12 protein-coding genes are annotated in these 18,159 nt (G+C 56.7%); 11 read left to right on the top strand and 1 reads right to left on the bottom strand.

Annotated features, from left to right (window positions below):
- Window positions 1-228: 228 nt before the first annotated feature.
- The 6 genes from GVJ63_RS12350 to GVJ63_RS12325 all read left to right on the top strand — a co-directional run bounded on the left by GVJ63_RS12350 (window position 229) and on the right by GVJ63_RS12325 (window position 7,210).
- Window positions 229-1,590, top strand: a complete 1,362-nt coding sequence (locus tag GVJ63_RS12350; protein ID WP_010248591.1) for an MFS transporter — start codon at window positions 229-231, stop codon at window positions 1,588-1,590.
- Window positions 1,587-2,933, top strand: a complete 1,347-nt coding sequence (locus GVJ63_RS12345; protein WP_010248589.1) for an enolase C-terminal domain-like protein — start codon at window positions 1,587-1,589, stop codon at window positions 2,931-2,933. Before GVJ63_RS12350 ends, GVJ63_RS12345 begins: the two co-directional genes overlap by 4 nt.
- A 10-nt stretch (window positions 2,934-2,943) precedes the next feature.
- Entirely contained in the window at window positions 2,944-4,275 is a 1,332-nt protein-coding gene (gene gudD / locus GVJ63_RS12340; RefSeq protein ID WP_010248587.1) for a glucarate dehydratase, read from the top strand.
- Between the two features lie 45 nt (window positions 4,276-4,320).
- Complete coding sequence (gene garL, locus GVJ63_RS12335; RefSeq protein ID WP_159226950.1) at window positions 4,321-5,091, top strand: 2-dehydro-3-deoxyglucarate aldolase; 771 nt, start codon at window positions 4,321-4,323, stop codon at window positions 5,089-5,091.
- A 19-nt stretch (window positions 5,092-5,110) separates the two neighbouring features.
- Entirely contained in the window at window positions 5,111-5,995 is an 885-nt protein-coding gene (gene garR / locus GVJ63_RS12330) for a 2-hydroxy-3-oxopropionate reductase (protein ID WP_010248583.1), read from the top strand.
- Window positions 5,996-6,070: 75 nt separating this feature from the next.
- A complete protein-coding gene (locus tag GVJ63_RS12325) occupies window positions 6,071-7,210 on the top strand; it encodes a glycerate kinase (protein ID WP_031291930.1) in 1,140 nt (379 codons plus the stop codon).
- A gap of 54 nt (window positions 7,211-7,264) precedes the next feature.
- Here GVJ63_RS12325 and barA read toward each other — a convergent pair whose 3' ends face one another.
- Window positions 7,265-9,994 (bottom strand): two-component sensor histidine kinase BarA, encoded by a 2,730-nt coding sequence (gene barA / locus GVJ63_RS12320; protein WP_010248580.1) that lies wholly within the window; start codon window positions 9,992-9,994, stop codon window positions 7,265-7,267.
- Between the two features lie 94 nt (window positions 9,995-10,088).
- Here barA and rlmD point away from each other — a divergent pair, with 94 nt between their 5' ends.
- The 5 genes from rlmD to eno all read left to right on the top strand — a co-directional run bounded on the left by rlmD (window position 10,089) and on the right by eno (window position 17,852).
- Window positions 10,089-11,405, top strand: coding sequence for a 23S rRNA (uracil(1939)-C(5))-methyltransferase RlmD (rlmD, locus tag GVJ63_RS12315; RefSeq protein WP_159226949.1), 1,317 nt, complete (start codon window positions 10,089-10,091; stop codon window positions 11,403-11,405).
- Between the two features lie 29 nt (window positions 11,406-11,434).
- Window positions 11,435-13,666 carry a GTP diphosphokinase gene (gene relA, locus GVJ63_RS12310; RefSeq protein ID WP_010248576.1) on the top strand — a complete coding sequence of 744 codons (2,232 nt, stop codon included), beginning with the start codon at window positions 11,435-11,437 and terminating at the stop codon, window positions 13,664-13,666.
- 158 nt (window positions 13,667-13,824) lie between these two features.
- The gene (gene mazG, locus GVJ63_RS12305; protein ID WP_050680051.1) at window positions 13,825-14,613 is read left to right on the top strand and encodes a nucleoside triphosphate pyrophosphohydrolase; all 789 of its coding nucleotides are present in this window, start codon (window positions 13,825-13,827) and stop codon (window positions 14,611-14,613) included.
- A gap of 229 nt (window positions 14,614-14,842) precedes the next feature.
- The gene (gene pyrG / locus GVJ63_RS12300; protein ID WP_010248572.1) at window positions 14,843-16,480 is read left to right on the top strand and encodes a glutamine hydrolyzing CTP synthase; all 1,638 of its coding nucleotides are present in this window, start codon (window positions 14,843-14,845) and stop codon (window positions 16,478-16,480) included.
- A gap of 76 nt (window positions 16,481-16,556) precedes the next feature.
- Window positions 16,557-17,852 (top strand): phosphopyruvate hydratase, encoded by a 1,296-nt coding sequence (eno, locus tag GVJ63_RS12295; protein WP_010248571.1) that lies wholly within the window; start codon window positions 16,557-16,559, stop codon window positions 17,850-17,852.
- Window positions 17,853-18,159 lie beyond the last annotated feature (307 nt).

The raw sequence follows: 18,159 nt of genomic DNA, 5'->3' as shown, positions 1-18,159 counted from the left end.
ATACTGAGTTCCGTTAGCCAAAGTCAGGTTATCTGTCACGACGTATTATTCATCCGAAAGAGGTTGCCTGGAGTTATTACCGGCCGCGGCTGCCAGACGCCGGATGGATAAATAAAGTTTGCCAAAACAAAAAGATCGCCGTGTTTAACCCAACTTCTCTCTGATACCCAACGCGATGTGTATGCAGTCAGAGCGAATGTAGCTCACGCTATATTTCAGGAGTGCATCATGAATAGTTTCAGCCAGACCGCGGAAACGGTGCAGAAACGCACCAATGCCCGTTACTGGATTGTGGTGATGTTATTTATCGTCACCTCATTCAACTACGGTGACCGCGCAACGATTTCGATTGCCGGTTCGGCGATGTCAAAAGATATTGGCCTCGATTCGGTCGGACTCGGCTATATCTTCTCTGCCTTCTCATGGGCGTATGTTATTGGTCAGATTCCGGGCGGCTGGCTGCTTGACCGCTTCGGCTCAAAACGCGTCTATTTCTGGAGCATCTTTACCTGGTCGCTCTTTACCTTTTTGCAAGGGTTCGTCGATCTGTTCAGCGGCTTCGGCATCATCATGTCGCTGTTTATTCTGCGCTTCCTGGTGGGACTGGCCGAAGCGCCCTCTTTCCCTGGCAACAGCCGCATCGTCGCGGCCTGGTTTCCGGCGCAGGAGCGCGGCACGGCCGTGGCGATCTTCAACTCGGCCCAATACTTCGCCACCGTTATCTTCGCGCCCATCATGGGCTGGCTGGTCTCTTCCGTGGGCTGGGCGCACGTGTTCTGGTTTATGGGCGGCCTGGGCATCATCCTCAGTTTCATCTGGCTGAAAGTGATCCACGATCCCACCGATCACCCTGGCGTGAATAAAGCCGAACTGGAGTACATGGAGCAGGGCGGTGCGCTGATCAACATGGATGTCAAAAAGGATAGCCGCAAAGTGAGCTGGAGCGAGAAGTGGTTCCAGATCAAACAGCTGCTGACGTCACGCATGATGCTGGGTATCTACCTCGGTCAGTACTGCGTTAACGCCTTAACCTACTTTTTTATCACCTGGTTCCCGGTCTATCTGGTACAGGCGCGCGGCATGTCGATTCTCAAAGCGGGCTTTATTGCCTCGATTCCGGCGGTGTGCGGCTTCCTCGGCGGCGTACTGGGCGGGGTGATCTCCGACTGGCTGATGCGTAAAACCGGCTCGCTGAATATCGCGCGTAAAACGCCGATCGTGCTCGGCATGCTGCTCTCTATTTCGATGGTGATGTGTAACTACACCGATACCGAATGGGTGGTGGTGTTCTTCATGGCACTGGCGTTCTTTGGTAAAGGCATCGGTGCGCTGGGCTGGGCGGTGATGGCAGATACCGCACCGAAAGAGATCAGTGGCCTGAGCGGCGGTCTGTTCAACATGTTCGGTAACTTCTCTGGCATCGTGACGCCTATCGCCATCGGTTACATCATCGCCACCAGCGGCTCCTTTGAAGGCGCGCTGATCTATGTCGGTATTCACGCCTTTGTCGCCGCATTCAGCTTCCTGGTGATCGCGGGCGATATCAAACGTGTCGAACTGAAAACCTGGCCCGGTAAGGATGCATTATGAATACGCAAAGTTCGCCGGTGATTACTGAGATGCAGGTTATCCCGGTCGCCGGTTATGACAGCATGCTGCTCAATATTGGCGGTGCGCACAACGCCTGTTTTACCCGTAATATTGTGGTTCTCACCGACAGCGCCGGTCACACCGGCGTCGGTGAAGCCCCCGGCGGCGACACCATCTATCAGACGCTGGTTGAGGCGATTCCGCAGGTGAAAGGCCAGCAGATTGCGCGAATGAACCGTCTGGTGCAGCAGGTGCACAAAGGCAATCAGTCGGCTGACTTCACCACCTTTGGCAACGGTGCCTGGACTTTTGAGTTGCGGGTCAACGCGGTAGCCGCGCTGGAAGCAGCGCTGCTCGATCTGCTGGGACAGTGTCTGGGCGTACCGGTGGCTGAACTGCTGGGGCCAGGTAAACAGCGTGATGAAGTGACGGTGCTGGGCTATCTGTTCTATCTCGGTGACCGCCGCAAGACCGATCTGCCCTATCTGAGTGGTGAGCAGGCCAGCCACGACTGGTATCACCTGCGTCATCAGGAAGCGCTGACCAGCGATGCCGTGGTGCGGCTGGCTGAGGCGGCTGCGGATAAATATGGCTTCAAAGATTTTAAGCTCAAAGGCGGCGTGTTGCCGGGCGAGCAGGAGATTGCCACCGCGGCGGCGCTGAAGCAGCGCTTTCCCGACGCCCGCATTACGGTCGACCCGAACGGCGCCTGGCTGCTGGACGAGGCGATAGCGCTGTGTAAAGGGATGCAGGATGTGCTGAGCTACGCCGAAGATCCGTGCGGCGCGGAGCAGGGCTATTCGGGACGTGAAGTGATGGCCGAGTTCCGGCGCGCAACCGGCTTACCGGTGGCCACCAATATGATCGCCACCAACTGGCGCGAGATGAATCACGCGGTGATGCTTAATGCGGTCGATATTCCACTGGCGGATCCTCACTTCTGGACGCTGAGCGGCGCCGTGCGGGTCGCGCAGCTCTGCGATGAGTGGGGCCTCACCTGGGGCTGCCACTCCAATAACCACTTCGATATTTCGCTGGCGATGTTCACCCATGTGGGTGCGGCGGCGCCAGGTAATCCTACCGCGATTGATACCCACTGGATCTGGCAGGAGGGCGATCAGCGCCTGACGAAAAATCCGCTGCAAATCCGCAACGGGAAAATTGCCGTACCGGATGCGCCGGGTCTGGGCATTGAGCTCGACTGGGAGCAGGTAAACAAAGCCAATCAGCTTTATCAGTCACTGCCCGCCGGTGCGCGTAACGACGCTACGGCGATGCAATATCTGGTCCCCGGCTGGACATTTGATCGCAAACGCCCGGCATTTGGCCGTGCAACAGCATAAGGAGCAGGAGATGAGTTCAACACCGAAAGTCACCGCCATGCAGGTTATTCCGGTCGCAGGCTACGACAGCATGCTGCTGAACCTCAGCGGCGCTCACTCGCCATTCTTTACCCGCAACATTGTGATTATCAAAGATAACGCCGGACACACCGGCGTCGGCGAAATCCCGGGCGGCGAAAAAATCCGCCAGACGCTGGAAGATGCAGCGTCGCTGGTGATTGGCAAAACCGTGGGCGAATACAAAAACATTCTCAGCCTGGTGCGCAGCACCTTCGCCGACCGCGATGCCAGCGGGCGCGGCACCCAGACCTTCGATCTGCGCACCACTATTCATGTGGTGACCGGCATTGAAGCGGCGCTGCTCGACCTGCTGGGTCAGCATCTGGAGGTTAATGTGGCCTCGCTGCTGGGCGACGGACAGCAGCGCGACCGCGTTGAGATGCTCGGTTATCTCTTCTACATCGGCGACCGCCGCAAAACGTCCCTCTCTTACCAGAGCCAGGAGAGCGATCCCTGCGACTGGTATCGCCTGCGCCACGAAGAAGCGCTAACCCCGGAGACGGTGGTGCGACTGGCGGAAGCGGCGTATGAGAAATATGGCTTCAACGATTTCAAACTCAAAGGCGGCGTACTGCGCGGCGGCGAAGAGGCCGAAGCGGTCACAGCGCTGGCTAAGCGTTTTCCTGAAGCCCGTATCACCCTTGATCCCAACGGGGCCTGGTCGCTCAACGAGGCGATCATGCTCGGCAAACAGCTCAAAGATGTGCTCGCCTACGCAGAAGATCCCTGTGGCGCGGAGCAGGGTTACTCCGGCCGTGAAGTGATGGCGGAGTTCCGCCGCGCCACCGGCATGCCAACCGCCACCAATATGATCGCCACCGACTGGCGTCAGATGGGCCATACCCTGTCGCTGCAGTCGGTGGACATTCCGCTGGCGGATCCGCACTTCTGGACCATGCAGGGTTCGGTGCGGGTAGCACAGATGTGTCACGACTTCGGCCTGACATGGGGCTCGCACTCCAATAACCACTTCGATATTTCTCTGGCGATGTTCACCCACGTCGCCGCTGCCGCGCCGGGCGCGATCACCGCCATTGATACCCACTGGATCTGGCAGGAGGGCAATCAGCGCCTGACCAAAGAGCCATTCCAGATCAAAGGCGGCATGGTGCAGGTACCGCAGAAGCCCGGTCTCGGCGTCGAGCTGGATATGGATCAGGTGATGCAGGCCAACGCGCTCTATCAGAAGCAGGGGCTGGGCGCGCGTGACGATGCCGAAGCGATGCAATTTTTAGTGCCGGGATGGACCTACGACAACAAACGTCCCTGCCTGGTACGTTAACCTTTTCGGCTCCCCACGGGGAGCCATCGTCACAGGAGTTTAACCATGAGTAATGCAGCCTGGCCAAATGGATTTCGTCGTCGTTTATTAGCGGGTGAAACCCTGATCGGCAGCTGGTGTGCGCTTGCCAGCCCGATCTCTACCGAGATTTTAGGGCTGGCCGGTTTTGACTGGCTGGTCCTGGATGGCGAACACGCGCCCAACGATATCACCACGTTTGTGCCGCAGATGATGGCGCTTAAAGGCAGCCACAGTGCGCCCGTGGTGCGTCCGCCCTGCAACGAGCCGGTGATTATTAAGCGTCTGCTGGATATCGGGTTTAACAACTTCCTGGTGCCATTTGTCGAGACCGAAGAGGAAGCAGTGCGTGCCGTCGCCTCAACCCGCTATCCGCCAGCCGGCATTCGCGGTGTCTCGGTTTCGCATCGCAGCAACATGTACGGCACCCTGCCGGATTACAACAGCACCATCAATGACAACGTCACGGTGCTGGTGCAGATCGAAACCCAGCAGGCGGTCGATAACATTGACGCCATCGCGGCGGTGGACGGTGTCGACGGTATTTTTGTCGGGCCGGGCGATCTCTCTGCTGCGCTGGGCTATCTCGGTCAGCCTGCGCATCCTGAAGTGCTGAAAGTGATTAAACACATTTTTGAACGCGCCAAAGCCGCCGGTAAGCCGAGCGGCATTCTGGCACCGGTGGAAGCGGACGCGCGTCGTTATCTGGAGTGGGGTGCCACTTTTGTCGCCGTCGGCAGCGATGTCGGTATGTTCCGCAACGCCTCTCAGGCGTTATGCGACAAATTTAAGCGCTAATCAATCAAGGGGAAACGCAATGAAAATTGGATTTATCGGCTTGGGTATTATGGGCAAACCAATGAGTAAAAATCTGGTGAAAGCCGGTTATTCGCTGGTGGTGCGCGATCATAACGCTGACAACGAAGCGGAACTGACTGAACTGGGCGCGACCGTGGCGAAATCGCCAAAAGAGGTGGCTGAGCAGTGCGATGTGGTGATTACCATGGTGCCCAACTCGCCGCAGGTCATCGAAGTCTGCCTGGGTAAAAATGGCATTATCGAAGGGGCGAAGCCAGGCCTGGTGGTCATCGACATGAGCTCAATTGCGCCGCTGGCGAGCCGTGAAGTCCACGATGCGCTGGCAGAAAAAGGGATCAAAATGCTGGATGCGCCGGTCAGTGGCGGTGAACCCAAAGCGATTGAAGGCACGCTCTCTGTGATGGTCGGCGGTGATAAAGCGGTGTTCGATACCTGCTACGACATCATGAAATCGATGGCGGGATCGGTGGTGCATACCGGCGACATCGGTGCGGGTAACGTGACTAAGCTGGCCAACCAGGTGATTGTGGCACTGAATATTGCGGCGATGTCCGAGGCGTTATCATTGGCGACCAAAGCGGGTGTGAATCCGGATCTGGTTTATCAGGCGATTCGTGGCGGCCTGGCCGGCAGCACGGTACTGGATGCCAAAGCGCCCATGGTGATGGATCGCAACTTCAAACCCGGCTTCCGCATTGACCTGCATATCAAAGATCTGGCGAACGCGCTGGATACCTCGCACAGCATCGGCGCGCATCTGCCGCTGACGGCGGCTGTGATGGAGATGATGCAGGCGCTGCGTAACGACGGGCAGGGTAGCGCCGACCACAGCGCGCTGGCCTGCTATTATGAGAAGTTAGCGAAGGTTGAAATCGCCCGCTAAAACCCGGTGTCGGTCTCTGCGGAAACCGGACTGGTTCAGAGCCGTTTCAATTACTCAACTGCGCTCGGATTGCCTATGAAAATCGTAATCGCACCGGATTCATATAAAGAGAGTTTATCCGCCCTGGATGTGGCATCGGCGATTGAAGCGGGTTTCCGTGACATCTTTCCCGATGCGCATTACGTGAAAATACCGGTCGCCGACGGCGGTGAAGGAACGGTAGAAGCGATGGTGGCGGCGACGAAGGGAAAAATCGTCAGGCTGAAGGTGACGGGGCCGCTGGGAACAGAGGTTGACGCCTTCTATGGCCTGTCCGGCGATGAGTCCACCGCCTATATCGAAATGGCAGCGGCCAGTGGACTGGAGCGGGTGCCTGCATCGCAGCGTGACCCGCTGATAACGACCTCATTTGGCACCGGCGAGTTGATCAGACATGCGCTGGATAAGGGGGTCGGCCACATCATCATTGGTATCGGCGGCAGCGCCACCAATGATGGCGGAGCCGGCATGATGCAGGCGCTGGGCGCCCGGCTGCTGGACGACCAGGGCTGCGAGATCGGTCACGGTGGCGGTGCACTCGCCGATCTTGCCAGCATCGATATTGACGCGCTGGACGCCCGCATTCATCAGTGCCGCATTGAAGTGGCCTGTGACGTCACGAATCCGCTGACGGGCAAAGAGGGTGCATCGGCCATTTTCGGCCCGCAGAAAGGGGCGACACCGGCGCTGGTGCAGCAGCTCGATCAGGCGCTGGCCCATTACGCCGCGATTATTCACCGCGATCTCGATATTGATGTGCTGCATATTCCGGGCGGCGGCGCAGCGGGCGGTATGGGGGCGGCGCTGCACGCCTTCTGTCAGGCAGAGCTGCGGCGCGGCATTGAGATTGTTACTGAAGCGCTGGGGCTGGCGGAAGAGGTAAAAGATGCTGACCTGGTAATTACCGGTGAAGGGCGTATCGACAGCCAGAGTATTAATGGCAAGGTGCCGATCGGCGTCGCCAGCGTGGCAAAGCGCTTTAATAAGCCGGTGATTGGCATCGCCGGAAGCCTGACGGCCGATGTCGGCGTGGTGCATCAGCACGGGATCGATGCGGTATTCAGCGTGCTCTACAGCATCTGTACGCTGGATGAGGCACTCGCCAGCGCCGGAAAGAATGTTGAGATGACGGCACGTAATGTGGCAGCCACGTTAAAGCTGGCCGGGTTTAACTAACCACCAGCATTACCCGGCCACTCCACATCGGCCGGGTTTAACTCACCGCCAGCCTTATCCAATCCCTAACAGCTGGCGGGCTTCTCGGGCGACGTTCTCCATCTCATCCTGCAGCTCCAGCAGCTCCGGCTCCAGCGCAGCGATATCGCTGGCCTCCAGCAGCTCTCTTTCCAGCTGATGGCAGAGTTGCTTCATGCGCGGCACGCCGCTGTAGCTGGCACTGCCGTGCAGCTTGTGAATAATCTCACGCAGGGCGTTGACCTCATTGGTCGACATAAACTGCGCCATCTTCGCATGCACTTCCGGTAAAAATTCCAGCAGCATCCGCAGCAGATCGCGCGCCAGATCGGCTTTGTTCGCCGCCTGTCGCAGCGCCAGTTGCCAGTCCAGCGTGGGTAATATTGGCAGCAGTTCCGGCACGGTGACCACCGGTGGTGGCGTATAGCGCGCCAGCAACTGTCTTAACTTGCTCTCATCAATCGGTTTGGCAAGATAGTCATTCATGCCCGCCTTGATCAATTGCTCACGCTCGCCATCAATTGCATGGGCGGTGACCGCCACAATCGGTGTACTGGCATGATGCGGCATGCTGCGGATAATTTCGCTGGCGCGAATGCCATCGATGTCCGGCATCTGAATATCCATCAGAATCACATCCAGCGACTGCTGACGTGCTTCGCGGATGGCGTGTTCGGCGCTGCTGCACAGCAGGATGTTCTGCACCTGCTCCTCCAGCAGCGCGCCAATCAGCTTGAGGTTGGCGGGATTATCATCCACCGCCATCACCGTCAGCGGCAGCCGGGGTGAAAGCGGCAGTTCACTGATCTGACGGGTATGCAGATCCAGTAACATCGGCAGGAGTCGCGTCAGGGAGATCGGTTTAGCGATGCAACCGTCGATGCCGCGTACCTTCAGCTCATCCGCCAGCAACATCATCGGGCTGGGGAGCGCCATCAGCACGTTGTCGGCCCGATCCAGCAGCGCATTAATCATGCGTTCATTGAGCAGCTCGGGCTGGCTGATGTCGACCGGCATCGCCATCAGCAGCAGCGGATAGTGAGACGCTTTTAATCCCTCCAGCGTTTCGCTGTAATCGATCTGCAATGGTGTGGCGCTCAACATCTCCAGTGCTGCGCTGGCAACGTTAGCATCCGCTTCAACATAGGCAATGCGCGCATGTGACAGCGCATCCAGCACGCGTGGCATGCCGGGCGCATTGGGATTGAGATCCAGCTGCACGCGAATCACAAAGGTGGAGCCCTTGTCCGGCTGGCTGCTGAAGGTGATTTCGCCGCCCATCTCCCGCACCAGTTTCTGGGTGATCACCAGCCCCAGCCCGGTGCCGCCATGACGGCGCGAAATGCTGGCGTCAGCCTGACGGAACGCCTGGAACAGCTGTGTCTGTTGCTGCTCAGAGATGCCGATACCGCTATCTTCAACCTGAATCTCCAGCTCGACGCGCGACTGCGTAATCACCCGCTGTCCGACGCGCAGGCCGATATATCCTTTCTCGGTAAACTTGATGGCGTTACCGATCAGGTTAATCAGAATCTGTTGCAGGCGCAGCGCATCGCCAATCACGTTGTCCGGCACGCTGCTGTCACACACCACCGTCAGCTCCAGCCCTTTGTCATGCGCCGACGGGGCCAGCAGCACCAGCGTTTCATCCAGTGTGGCACGCAGCGGGAAGGGGATCGCCTCCAGCATCAGTTTGCCCGCTTCCAGCTTCGAGAAATCGAGCACGTCATTGATAATACTGAGCAGGTTATTGGCTGAACGTTCAATGGTCTGCATATAGTCGCGCTGGGTGGTGCGCAGCTGGGTTTTCAGCATCTGCCGGGTAAAGCCCAGCACGCCATTTAGCGGCGTCCGCAGCTCATGCGACATATTGGCCAGAAACTCAGATTTGATGCGCGCCGCTTCCTGGGCGCGTTTCTTCGCCAGATCCAGCTCAACGTTCTGAATCTCCAGCTGTTCCAGCGTCTCTCGCAGATCGTAGGTCGCCTGATCGATATTGTGCTGCATCTCTTCGTGATAGGCGGTCAGCGACATCGCCATCGCATTAATCCCGTTTTTCAGAATGCTGAGTTCACCCAGCATGTATCCCTCAACGCGGCTGTCGAGCTGGCCGCGACGGATGCGGTCAACGGTGGTGACCATATTGCGGATAGGGCCGGTGACATCGCGCATCAGACGATAGGCAAATAGCATGGCCAGGCAGAGACAGAAGAGCAGCATCAGCGTGGCGACAAACACCTCTTTGTACTGCTGCAGGCGCACCGACTGCAGATCCAGCTCTATCGCCACGTAGCCCAGCGGATTGCCCGACGGCTTGGCATCTTCGTCCGGCAATTCATCCACATCGTAACGCTCGGTGGTGATCGGTGTGCGCAGAATCAATACGTTACCGTGACGTTCCATTGAGACATCGTCGGGCAGGGCGCGGATATCATCCTGTTGCAGCAGGCTGAGGTTCTGCTTGTGATTGGAGGTGACGTAGAGCTGGTTGTGATTATCAAACACCGAGATCGCCCGGACGATGCCCGAATGGCGGCGGTGCAGCAGGCTGACCAGTTCACGCATGGCGTCACGATTGTGCCAGGTCATGCTGTATTCGCTGGAGATCGCCAGCGGTTCAATGATATTGGCTCCGGCATCGATAACCTGGCGCTGCAGTTCATTGTAGCGGTGCACCACAAAAAATGAGCTGAGCAGCAGGCCAACCATCAGCGTGGGTGCCAGAATTAAAATCATCATTCGCGCCCGCAGGCTGTATTTGGTCATAATAGTCGCCTGGCTACTCCGGCATTAACGCCCCTGTGCATGCTGTCGACAAAAACAATGCAGGTCGTTTTCGATAAAGAGAATTAATAACACTATGGCGCAATTTTACGTTGCAAAACAGCGCGTGACGACGCAACAACGGATCACCGTCACCATTGAGGCGCTTGATCCGTTCGGACAAGGGGTGGCGCGTCACAAGGGCAAAACCCTTTTTGTCGCCGGTGCCCTGCCTGGGGAACAGGCGGAGGTCATGCTGACAGAGGATAAACGTCAATTTGCCCGGGCGAAAGTGACACGACTGATTAGCCGCAGTCCGGCGCGCGTCACGCCGCGCTGCCCACATTATGAACGCTGCGGCGGCTGCCAGCAGCAGCATGCCGATGTGGCGCTGCAACAGCAGAGCAAAGCCCAGGCGCTGAGCCGGATGCTGCGCCAGGCCGCCGCACAAGATGTGGCGGTAGATGAGGTGATTGCCGGTCAGCCCTGGGGCTATCGTCGTCGCGCCCGTCTGGGGCTGCAATGGCAAAATAAGGCGCAGCGGTTGCAGATGGGCTTCCGTCAGGAAGCCAGCAACGATCTGGTCGATATTCAGCAATGCCCCATTTTAGTGCCCGAACTTGAGGCTTTACTGGTTCCACTGCATCAGTGTCTCAGTGACTTACGCGCCGTCAGGCGTCTCGGGCATGTGGAGCTGGTGCTGGCAGACAACGGGCCGCTGATGATTCTGCGCCATCTTGATGCGCTGCATGCGGATGACCGTGAAAAACTGGAACAGTTTTCGCATAAGCATCAGCTGATGCTGTTCCTGGATGCGGGCGAGGAAGAGTTGAGTGCGTTAAATGAGTCGACGCCGTTTTATCAATCTCACCAGCTTAAGCTAACCTTCAGCCCACAGGATTTTATTCAGGTTAACGACAGTGTTAATCAGCAGATGGTCGCGAAGGCAATTGCCTGGCTCGATCTGCAGCCGGAAGACCGGGTGCTGGATCTGTTTTGCGGCATGGGAAACTTCACACTTCCTATAGGAATCTTCGTACATAATGTGGTTGGTGTGGAGGGGATTGCAGCATTAGTGCGGCAGGCAGCGTATAATGCTGATTTGAATAATCTTAAAAATGTCAGTTTCTTTCAGCATAATCTGGAAGAAGAAGTGTCGCGCCAGCCGTGGGCGGCACAGGGATTTAACAAGGTATTACTCGATCCGGCACGCGCCGGGGCTGCGGGCGTAATGGCGCATGTGGTTAAACTTGCACCAGATCGCGTGGTCTATGTTTCGTGTAATCCCACCACACTCGCCCGCGACAGCCAGACATTGCTGTCGGCAGGCTACCAATTGGAAAGGGTCGCGATGCTGGATATGTTCCCACATACCCGTCATCTCGAATCCATGGTGCTGTTCAGAAAAACATAAGCGATGTATGTCGTTGTGCAGGAGAGGTTATGGTTGCGGTCAGAAGTGCGCATTTAAATACTGAGGGGGATTTCGCCCTCGACCAGTGGATCGCCAGTCTCGGTATTGCCAACCCGCAATCATGTCAACGTGTGGCCGAGACTTGGCGCTACTGCGAAGCGCAGACGCAGGGCCATCCTGATCAGTCGCTGCTGCTGTGGCGCGGTATTGAGATGGTTGAAATCCTCTCAATGCTCAGCATGGATATCGAAAGCCTGTGTGCGGCGCTGATTTTCCCGCTGGCTAACGATGAAGTGGTGAGTGAAGAGGAGCTGGAAACCGCCGTCGGCAAAGGCATTGTTTCGCTGGTACACGGCGTGCGCGATATGGACGCCATCCGCCAGCTGAAAGCGATCCACAACGACTCCATGGCCTCTGAACAGGTGGATAACGTTCGCCGCATGCTGCTGGCGATGGTGGAAGATTTCCGCTGCGTAGTGCTGAAGCTGGCTGAACGCATCATGAACCTGCGCGAAATGAAAGATGCGCCGGAAGATGAGCGGGTACTGGCCGCCAAAGAGAGCACCAATATCTATGCGCCACTGGCCAACCGTCTCGGTATTGGTCAGCTCAAATGGGAGCTGGAAGATTACTGCTTCCGCTACCTGCATCCCGACGAATATAAGCGCATCGCCAAATTACTGCATGAGCGGCGTATTGACCGTGAGCAGTACATCGAAAACTTCGTCAGCAATCTGCGCAAAGAGATGGTCAAAGAGGGCGTGCGCGCTGAAGTCTATGGCCGTCCGAAACATATCTACAGCATCTGGCGCAAGATGCAGAAAAAATCGCTGGCCTTTGATGAGCTGTTTGACGTGCGGGCGGTGCGCATCGTCGCCGATCGCCTGCAGGATTGCTACGGTGCGCTGGGTACGGTGCACACGCTCTATCGCCATCTGCCCAGCGAGTTTGATGACTACGTCGCTAACCCCAAACCCAACGGCTACCAGTCGATTCATACGGTGGTGTTAGGGCCGCAGGGCAAAACGGTGGAGATCCAGATCCGTACCCGCCAGATGCATGAAGATGCTGAGCTGGGCGTGGCGGCGCACTGGAAATATAAAGAGGGGCCAACTTCCAGCAGCGCGCGTGGCGCGGCCGGTCATGAAGAGCGGATCGCCTGGCTGCGTAAGCTCATCAGCTGGCAGGAAGAGATGGCGGACTCCGGCGAACTGCTGGAAGAGGTCCGCAGCCAGGTGTTCGATGACCGGGTCTACGTCTTTACCCCGAAAGGCGACGTGGTGGATCTGCCCGCTGGATCGACGCCGCTCGACTTTGCCTATCATATTCACAGCGACATCGGTCACCGCTGCATCGGCGCGAAAATCGGTGGCCGTATCGTGCCGTTCACCTACCAGCTGCAGATGGGCGATCAGGTTGAGGTGATCACCCAGAAGCAGCCGAACCCGAGCCGCGACTGGCTCAATCCGAATCTGGGCTACATCACCACCAACCGTGGACGCTCGAAGATCCACAACTGGTTCCGCAAGCAGGATCGCGACAAGAATATTATCGCCGGACGGCAGATTCTGGATAACGAACTGAATCAGCTGGATATCAGCCTGCGTGAAGCCGAAAAACTGCTGCTGCCGCGCTATAACGTGACCTCGCTTGAAGAGCTGCTGGCGGCGATTGGCGGCGGCGATATTCGTCTTAACCAGATGGTTAACTTCCTGCAGGCGAAGCTCAATAAGCCGAGCGCCGAAGAGGAAGATCGCGAAGCGCTGCGTCAGCTGACCCAGAAATCGTACACTCCCTCTTCACGCAAAGAGAGCGGACGCGTCGTCGTGGAAGGCGTGGGCAACCTGATGCACCACATTGCCCGCTGCTGCCAGCCGATTCCGGGGGATGATATTGTCGGCTTCATCACCCAGGGGCGCGGCATCTCTATTCACCGCGCCGACTGCGACCAGCTGGCTGAACTCATTTCGCATGCGCCGGAACGTATCGTCGATGCGGTGTGGGGCGAAAGTTACTCCAGCGGCTATTCGCTGGTGGTGCGCGTGACCGCCAACGATCGCAGCGGCTTACTGCGTGACATCACCACCATTCTCGCCAACGAGAAAGTGAATGTCCTGGGCGTCTCAAGCCGCAGCGACACCAAAAAACAGCTGGCGACCATCGACATGGATATCGAGATCTACAACCATCAGGTACTGGGACGTGTCCTGGCGCGTCTGAACCAGGTCTCTGATATCATTGACGCCCGTCGCCTGCACTGATATTCAGGCAGGCACTGAGGCAACCGGCGGCAGGAGGTTGCGCAGGCGTTTTCTGCACCACCAGACACGGCCGGACGCGGTGAATAGCGTCCTGCCGTGTTGTACGCTTTGCCTCTTCGCCCGTTGCCTGTCATCTCACTAATCAAGGATCCTCCTGAATGAACGCTATTGAGCGCCTGCTTGGCATAATGAAAACCCTGCGCGATCCACAACATGGCTGTCCGTGGGATCGTGAACAGACCTTCGCCACCATCGCGCCCTATACGCTGGAAGAGACCTACGAAGTGCTGGACGCTATCCAGCGCGAAGATTTTGACGATCTGCGCGGTGAGCTGGGCGATCTGCTGTTTCAGGTGGTGTTCTATGCGCAGATGGCCAGCGAACAGGATCGCTTTAATTTTGAGGATATCTGCCACGCAATCAGCGACAAGCTGGAGCGCCGTCATCCACACATTTTTGGCGATGCCACAGCAGAAACCAGCAGCGAAGTGCTGAAAAACTGGGAAGCGATAAAAACCGCTGAGCGGGCTGACAAAGCCCAGCATTCGGCGCTGGATGATATCCCTAAGGCACTGCCCGCACTGATGCGCGCCCACAAGATTCAGAAGCGTTGTCACAATGTCGGATTCGACTGGACCACGCTGGGACCGGTGGTGGCTAAGGTGCATGAAGAGATTGATGAAGTGATGCACGAGGCGCAGCAGAGCGTGGTGGATGGTGAGAAGCTGGAAGAGGAGATTGGCGATCTGCTGTTCGCCACGGTTAACCTGTCGCGCCATCTGGGCAGCAAAGCGGAAACTGCGCTGCAAAAGGCCAACGACAAGTTTGAGCGCCGCTTCCGCGAAGTCGAAGCGATCATCGCTGCACAGGGGTTAAGTATGCCGGGTGCCACGCTGGAGCAGATGGAAGCCGCCTGGCAGCAGGTGAAACGGGGCGAGAAGCGCTGATTATTCCAGCGCTGTGCATAAAGTCACCGCTTTCGCTTACTCGATTCAGCCTGGCGACAACTTTGTGACGCACGTCAACATTTCATTGGCGGCTATCGGCTATGTTAGCCGCAGCAATGCGTTGGAGGATGGCGGTGATTCATCAATTGTGGCTGATAGCGGTTTCCAGTATACTGTTTTCCCGTCCTGGTTATTCCACCGTCTTTAAACCTAAACTCTCAGGTTCAGCATGACAACGAATTATATTTTTGTGACCGGCGGGGTCGTTTCCTCTCTGGGTAAAGGCATTGCCGCAGCCTCCCTCGCAGCCATTCTCGAAGCCCGTGGTCTGAACGTGACCATCATGAAGCTGGACCCGTATATCAACGTGGATCCAGGCACCATGAGCCCGACGCAGCACGGTGAAGTTTTCGTCACTGATGACGGCGCTGAAACCGATCTGGATTTGGGTCACTACGAGCGCTTCATCCGTACCAAAATGTCGCGTCGTAACAACTTCACCACTGGCCGTATCTACTCAGAAGTCCTGCGCAAAGAGCGCCGTGGCGACTATCTGGGCGCAACCATTCAGGTTATTCCGCACATCACCAACGCCATCAAAGAACGCATTATTGAAGGCGGTGAAGGTCATGATGTGGTACTGGTCGAAATCGGCGGCACGGTCGGGGATATCGAATCACTGCCGTTCCTGGAAGCGATTCGCCAGATGGCCGTTGATGTGGGCCGCGAACACACCATGTATATGCACCTGACGCTGGTGCCGTATATGGCGGCTGCCGGTGAAGTGAAAACCAAACCGACCCAGCACTCGGTGAAAGAGCTGCTGTCGATTGGTATTCAGCCAGACGTGCTGATTTGCCGTTCTGACCGTGCCGTACCGGCCAACGAACGCGCTAAAATCGCCCTGTTCTGTAACGTCCCTGAAAAAGCGGTTATCTCGCTGAAAGACGTTGATTCCATCTACAAGATTCCAGGCATGCTGAAATCGCAGGGCCTGGATGACTATATCTGCAAGCGCTTCAACCTGAATGCACCGGAAGCCAACCTGGCCGAATGGGAGCAGGTGATCTACGAAGAAGCCAATCCAGGTGGTGAAGTCACCATCGGTATGGTGGGCAAGTATGTGGAATTGCCGGATGCCTACAAGTCGGTCATCGAAGCGCTGAAACATGGCGGCCTGAAAAATCGCGTCACCGTGAACATCAAACTGATCGATTCGCAGGATGTTGAATCACGCGGTGTCGAATTACTGAAAGATCTGGATGCGATTCTGATCCCGGGTGGCTTCGGTTACCGTGGCGTGGAAGGCAAGCTGATGACCGCGCAGTATGCACGTGAAAACAACGTGCCGTACCTGGGCATCTGCCTGGGCATGCAGGTTGCGCTGATGGAGTTCGCCCGCAATGTCGCCGGGATGCCGGGCGCCAACTCCACGGAATTTGTGCCAGACTGTAAATATCCGGTGGTGGCATTAATCACCGAATGGCGTGACGAAGATGGCAACGTCGAAGTCCGCAGCGAGCAGAGCGATCTGGGCGGCACCATGCGTCTGGGCAGCCAGCAGTGTCAGTTAACGCCGGGCAGCCAGGTTCGCCAGCTCTACGGCTCTGACACTATCGTTGAGCGCCATCGCCACCGCTATGAAGTGAACAATATGCTGTTAAAGCAGATTGAAGCAGCCGGTCTGCGCGTAGCAGGTCGCTCTGGTGATGATCAACTGGTTGAGATTATCGAGATCCCGAACCATCCATGGTTTGTGGCCTGCCAGTTCCATCCTGAGTTTACCTCGACCCCACGCGACGGCCATCCGCTGTTTGCCGGCTTTGTTAAAGCCGCACATGAGCATCAGAAGCGTTTAGCGAAGTAAGTTTCACAGGCAGCGCGCGAACTTTTCGCGCGTTGCTTGTCTTAGGATTGACTAACTTGTACTGAGGAAAATCGTAATGTCCAAAATCGTAAAAGTCATCGGTCGCGAAATTATCGACTCACGTGGTAACCCGACTGTTGAAGCTGAAGTGCATCTGGAAGGCGGTTTCGTAGGCCTGGCAGCTGCACCATCAGGTGCCTCTACCGGTTCACGCGAAGCGCTGGAACTGCGTGACGGTGACAAATCACGTTATCTGGGCAAAGGCGTAACCAAAGCCGTTGCTGCAGTAAACGGTCCGATTGCTGAAGCGGTAAAAGGCAAAGACGCGAAAGATCAGGCGAACATCGATAAGATCATGATCGACCTGGACGGTACTGAGAACAAATCTAACTTCGGTGCTAACGCCATTCTGGCTGTTTCACTGGCAGCTGCTAAAGCTGCTGCTGCCTCTAAAGGTCAGCCGCTGTATGAGCACATCGCTGAACTGAACGGCACCCCAGGCAAATACTCTATGCCACTGCCAATGATGAACATCATCAACGGCGGCGAACATGCCGACAACAACGTCGACATCCAGGAATTCATGATCCAGCCGGTTGGTGCTCCGAACCTGAAAGAAGCCATCCGTATGGGTTCTGAAGTGTTCCACAGCCTGGCAAAAGTGCTGAAAAGCAAAGGCATGAGCACTGCAGTGGGTGACGAAGGCGGCTACGCGCCTAACCTGGGTTCCAACGCCGAAGCGCTGGCTGTTATCGCTGAAGCGGTAAAAGCAGCAGGCTACGAGCTGGGCAAAGACATCACCCTGGCGATGGACTGTGCGGCATCTGAGTTCTACAAAGATGGCAAATACGTTCTGGCCGGTGAAGGCGGTAAATCGTTTACCTCTGAAGAGTTCACCCACTTCCTGGAAGATCTGACTAAACAGTATCCGATCGTTTCTATCGAAGATGGCCTGGACGAATCTGACTGGGACGGCTTCGCTTACCAGACCAAAGTACTGGGCGACAAAATCCAGCTGGTGGGTGATGACCTGTTCGTTACCAACACCAAAATCCTGAAAGAAGGTATCGATAAAGGTATCGCTAACTCCATTCTGATCAAATTCAACCAGATCGGTTCTCTGACCGAAACTCTGGCTGCGATCAAAATGGCGAAAGACGCGGGCTACACTGCCGTGATCTCTCACCGTTCAGGCGAAACCGAAGATGCGACCATCGCTGACCTGGCGGTAGGTACTGCAGCGGGCCAGATCAAAACCGGTTCAATGAGCCGTTCTGACCGTGTTGCTAAGTACAACCAGCTGATCCGTATCGAAGAAGCGCTGGGTTCTAAAGCGCCATTCAACGGTCTGAAAGAAGTTAAAGGTCAGTAATGACTGTGCGTTGATGTCGCGCTAAGTGATATCATCGACCCCTGAAGCCCCGCCTTGTGCGGGGCTTTTTGTTGGTGGCGGTGTGCAAACGCAGATGGCAAGGCCCGATCGCCAAAGCGGCATCTCTGCCGGCCGGGTCCGCGCGATTACGCACCTCATCCCTGAGGTACGCCCGTTACCGGGACAACGTTTTGCGTTGTTCAAAAACGCTTCCGGCGTTTTTGTCCTGAGCGCGGGACGCTTTGCTCTTCGGTCCTGGCCATCCACGTTCTGAGCCTGTCAGCCGTCTGAAGCCTCTCTTTTGTGT

It is taken from the genome of Pantoea sp. 18059 (assembly GCF_902706165.1).
Lineage (GTDB): Bacteria > Pseudomonadota > Gammaproteobacteria > Enterobacterales > Enterobacteriaceae > Pantoea > Pantoea agglomerans.
Note: the sequence above shows the minus strand (reverse complement) of the source record. Positions and strands in the feature narration are given on the sequence as shown.

Excerpts from the sequence above, each read along its gene's own strand:
- GVJ63_RS12345 (WP_010248589.1), top strand. The coding sequence starts at position 1,587 with ATGAATACGCAAAGTTCGCCGGTGATTACTGAGATGCAGGTTATCCCG.
- GVJ63_RS12325 (WP_031291930.1), top strand. The coding sequence starts at position 6,071 with ATGAAAATCGTAATCGCACCGGATTCATATAAAGAGAGTTTATCCGCC.
- gudD (WP_010248587.1), top strand. The coding sequence starts at position 2,944 with ATGAGTTCAACACCGAAAGTCACCGCCATGCAGGTTATTCCGGTCGCA.
- pyrG (WP_010248572.1), top strand. The coding sequence starts at position 14,843 with ATGACAACGAATTATATTTTTGTGACCGGCGGGGTCGTTTCCTCTCTG.
- barA (WP_010248580.1), bottom strand. The coding sequence starts at position 9,994 with ATGACCAAATACAGCCTGCGGGCGCGAATGATGATTTTAATTCTGGCA.
- garL (WP_159226950.1), top strand. The coding sequence starts at position 4,321 with ATGAGTAATGCAGCCTGGCCAAATGGATTTCGTCGTCGTTTATTAGCG.
- eno (WP_010248571.1), top strand. The coding sequence starts at position 16,557 with ATGTCCAAAATCGTAAAAGTCATCGGTCGCGAAATTATCGACTCACGT.
- relA (WP_010248576.1), top strand. The coding sequence starts at position 11,435 with ATGGTTGCGGTCAGAAGTGCGCATTTAAATACTGAGGGGGATTTCGCC.
- GVJ63_RS12350 (WP_010248591.1), top strand. The coding sequence starts at position 229 with ATGAATAGTTTCAGCCAGACCGCGGAAACGGTGCAGAAACGCACCAAT.
- mazG (WP_050680051.1), top strand. The coding sequence starts at position 13,825 with ATGAACGCTATTGAGCGCCTGCTTGGCATAATGAAAACCCTGCGCGAT.
- garR (WP_010248583.1), top strand. The coding sequence starts at position 5,111 with ATGAAAATTGGATTTATCGGCTTGGGTATTATGGGCAAACCAATGAGT.
- rlmD (WP_159226949.1), top strand. The coding sequence starts at position 10,089 with ATGGCGCAATTTTACGTTGCAAAACAGCGCGTGACGACGCAACAACGG.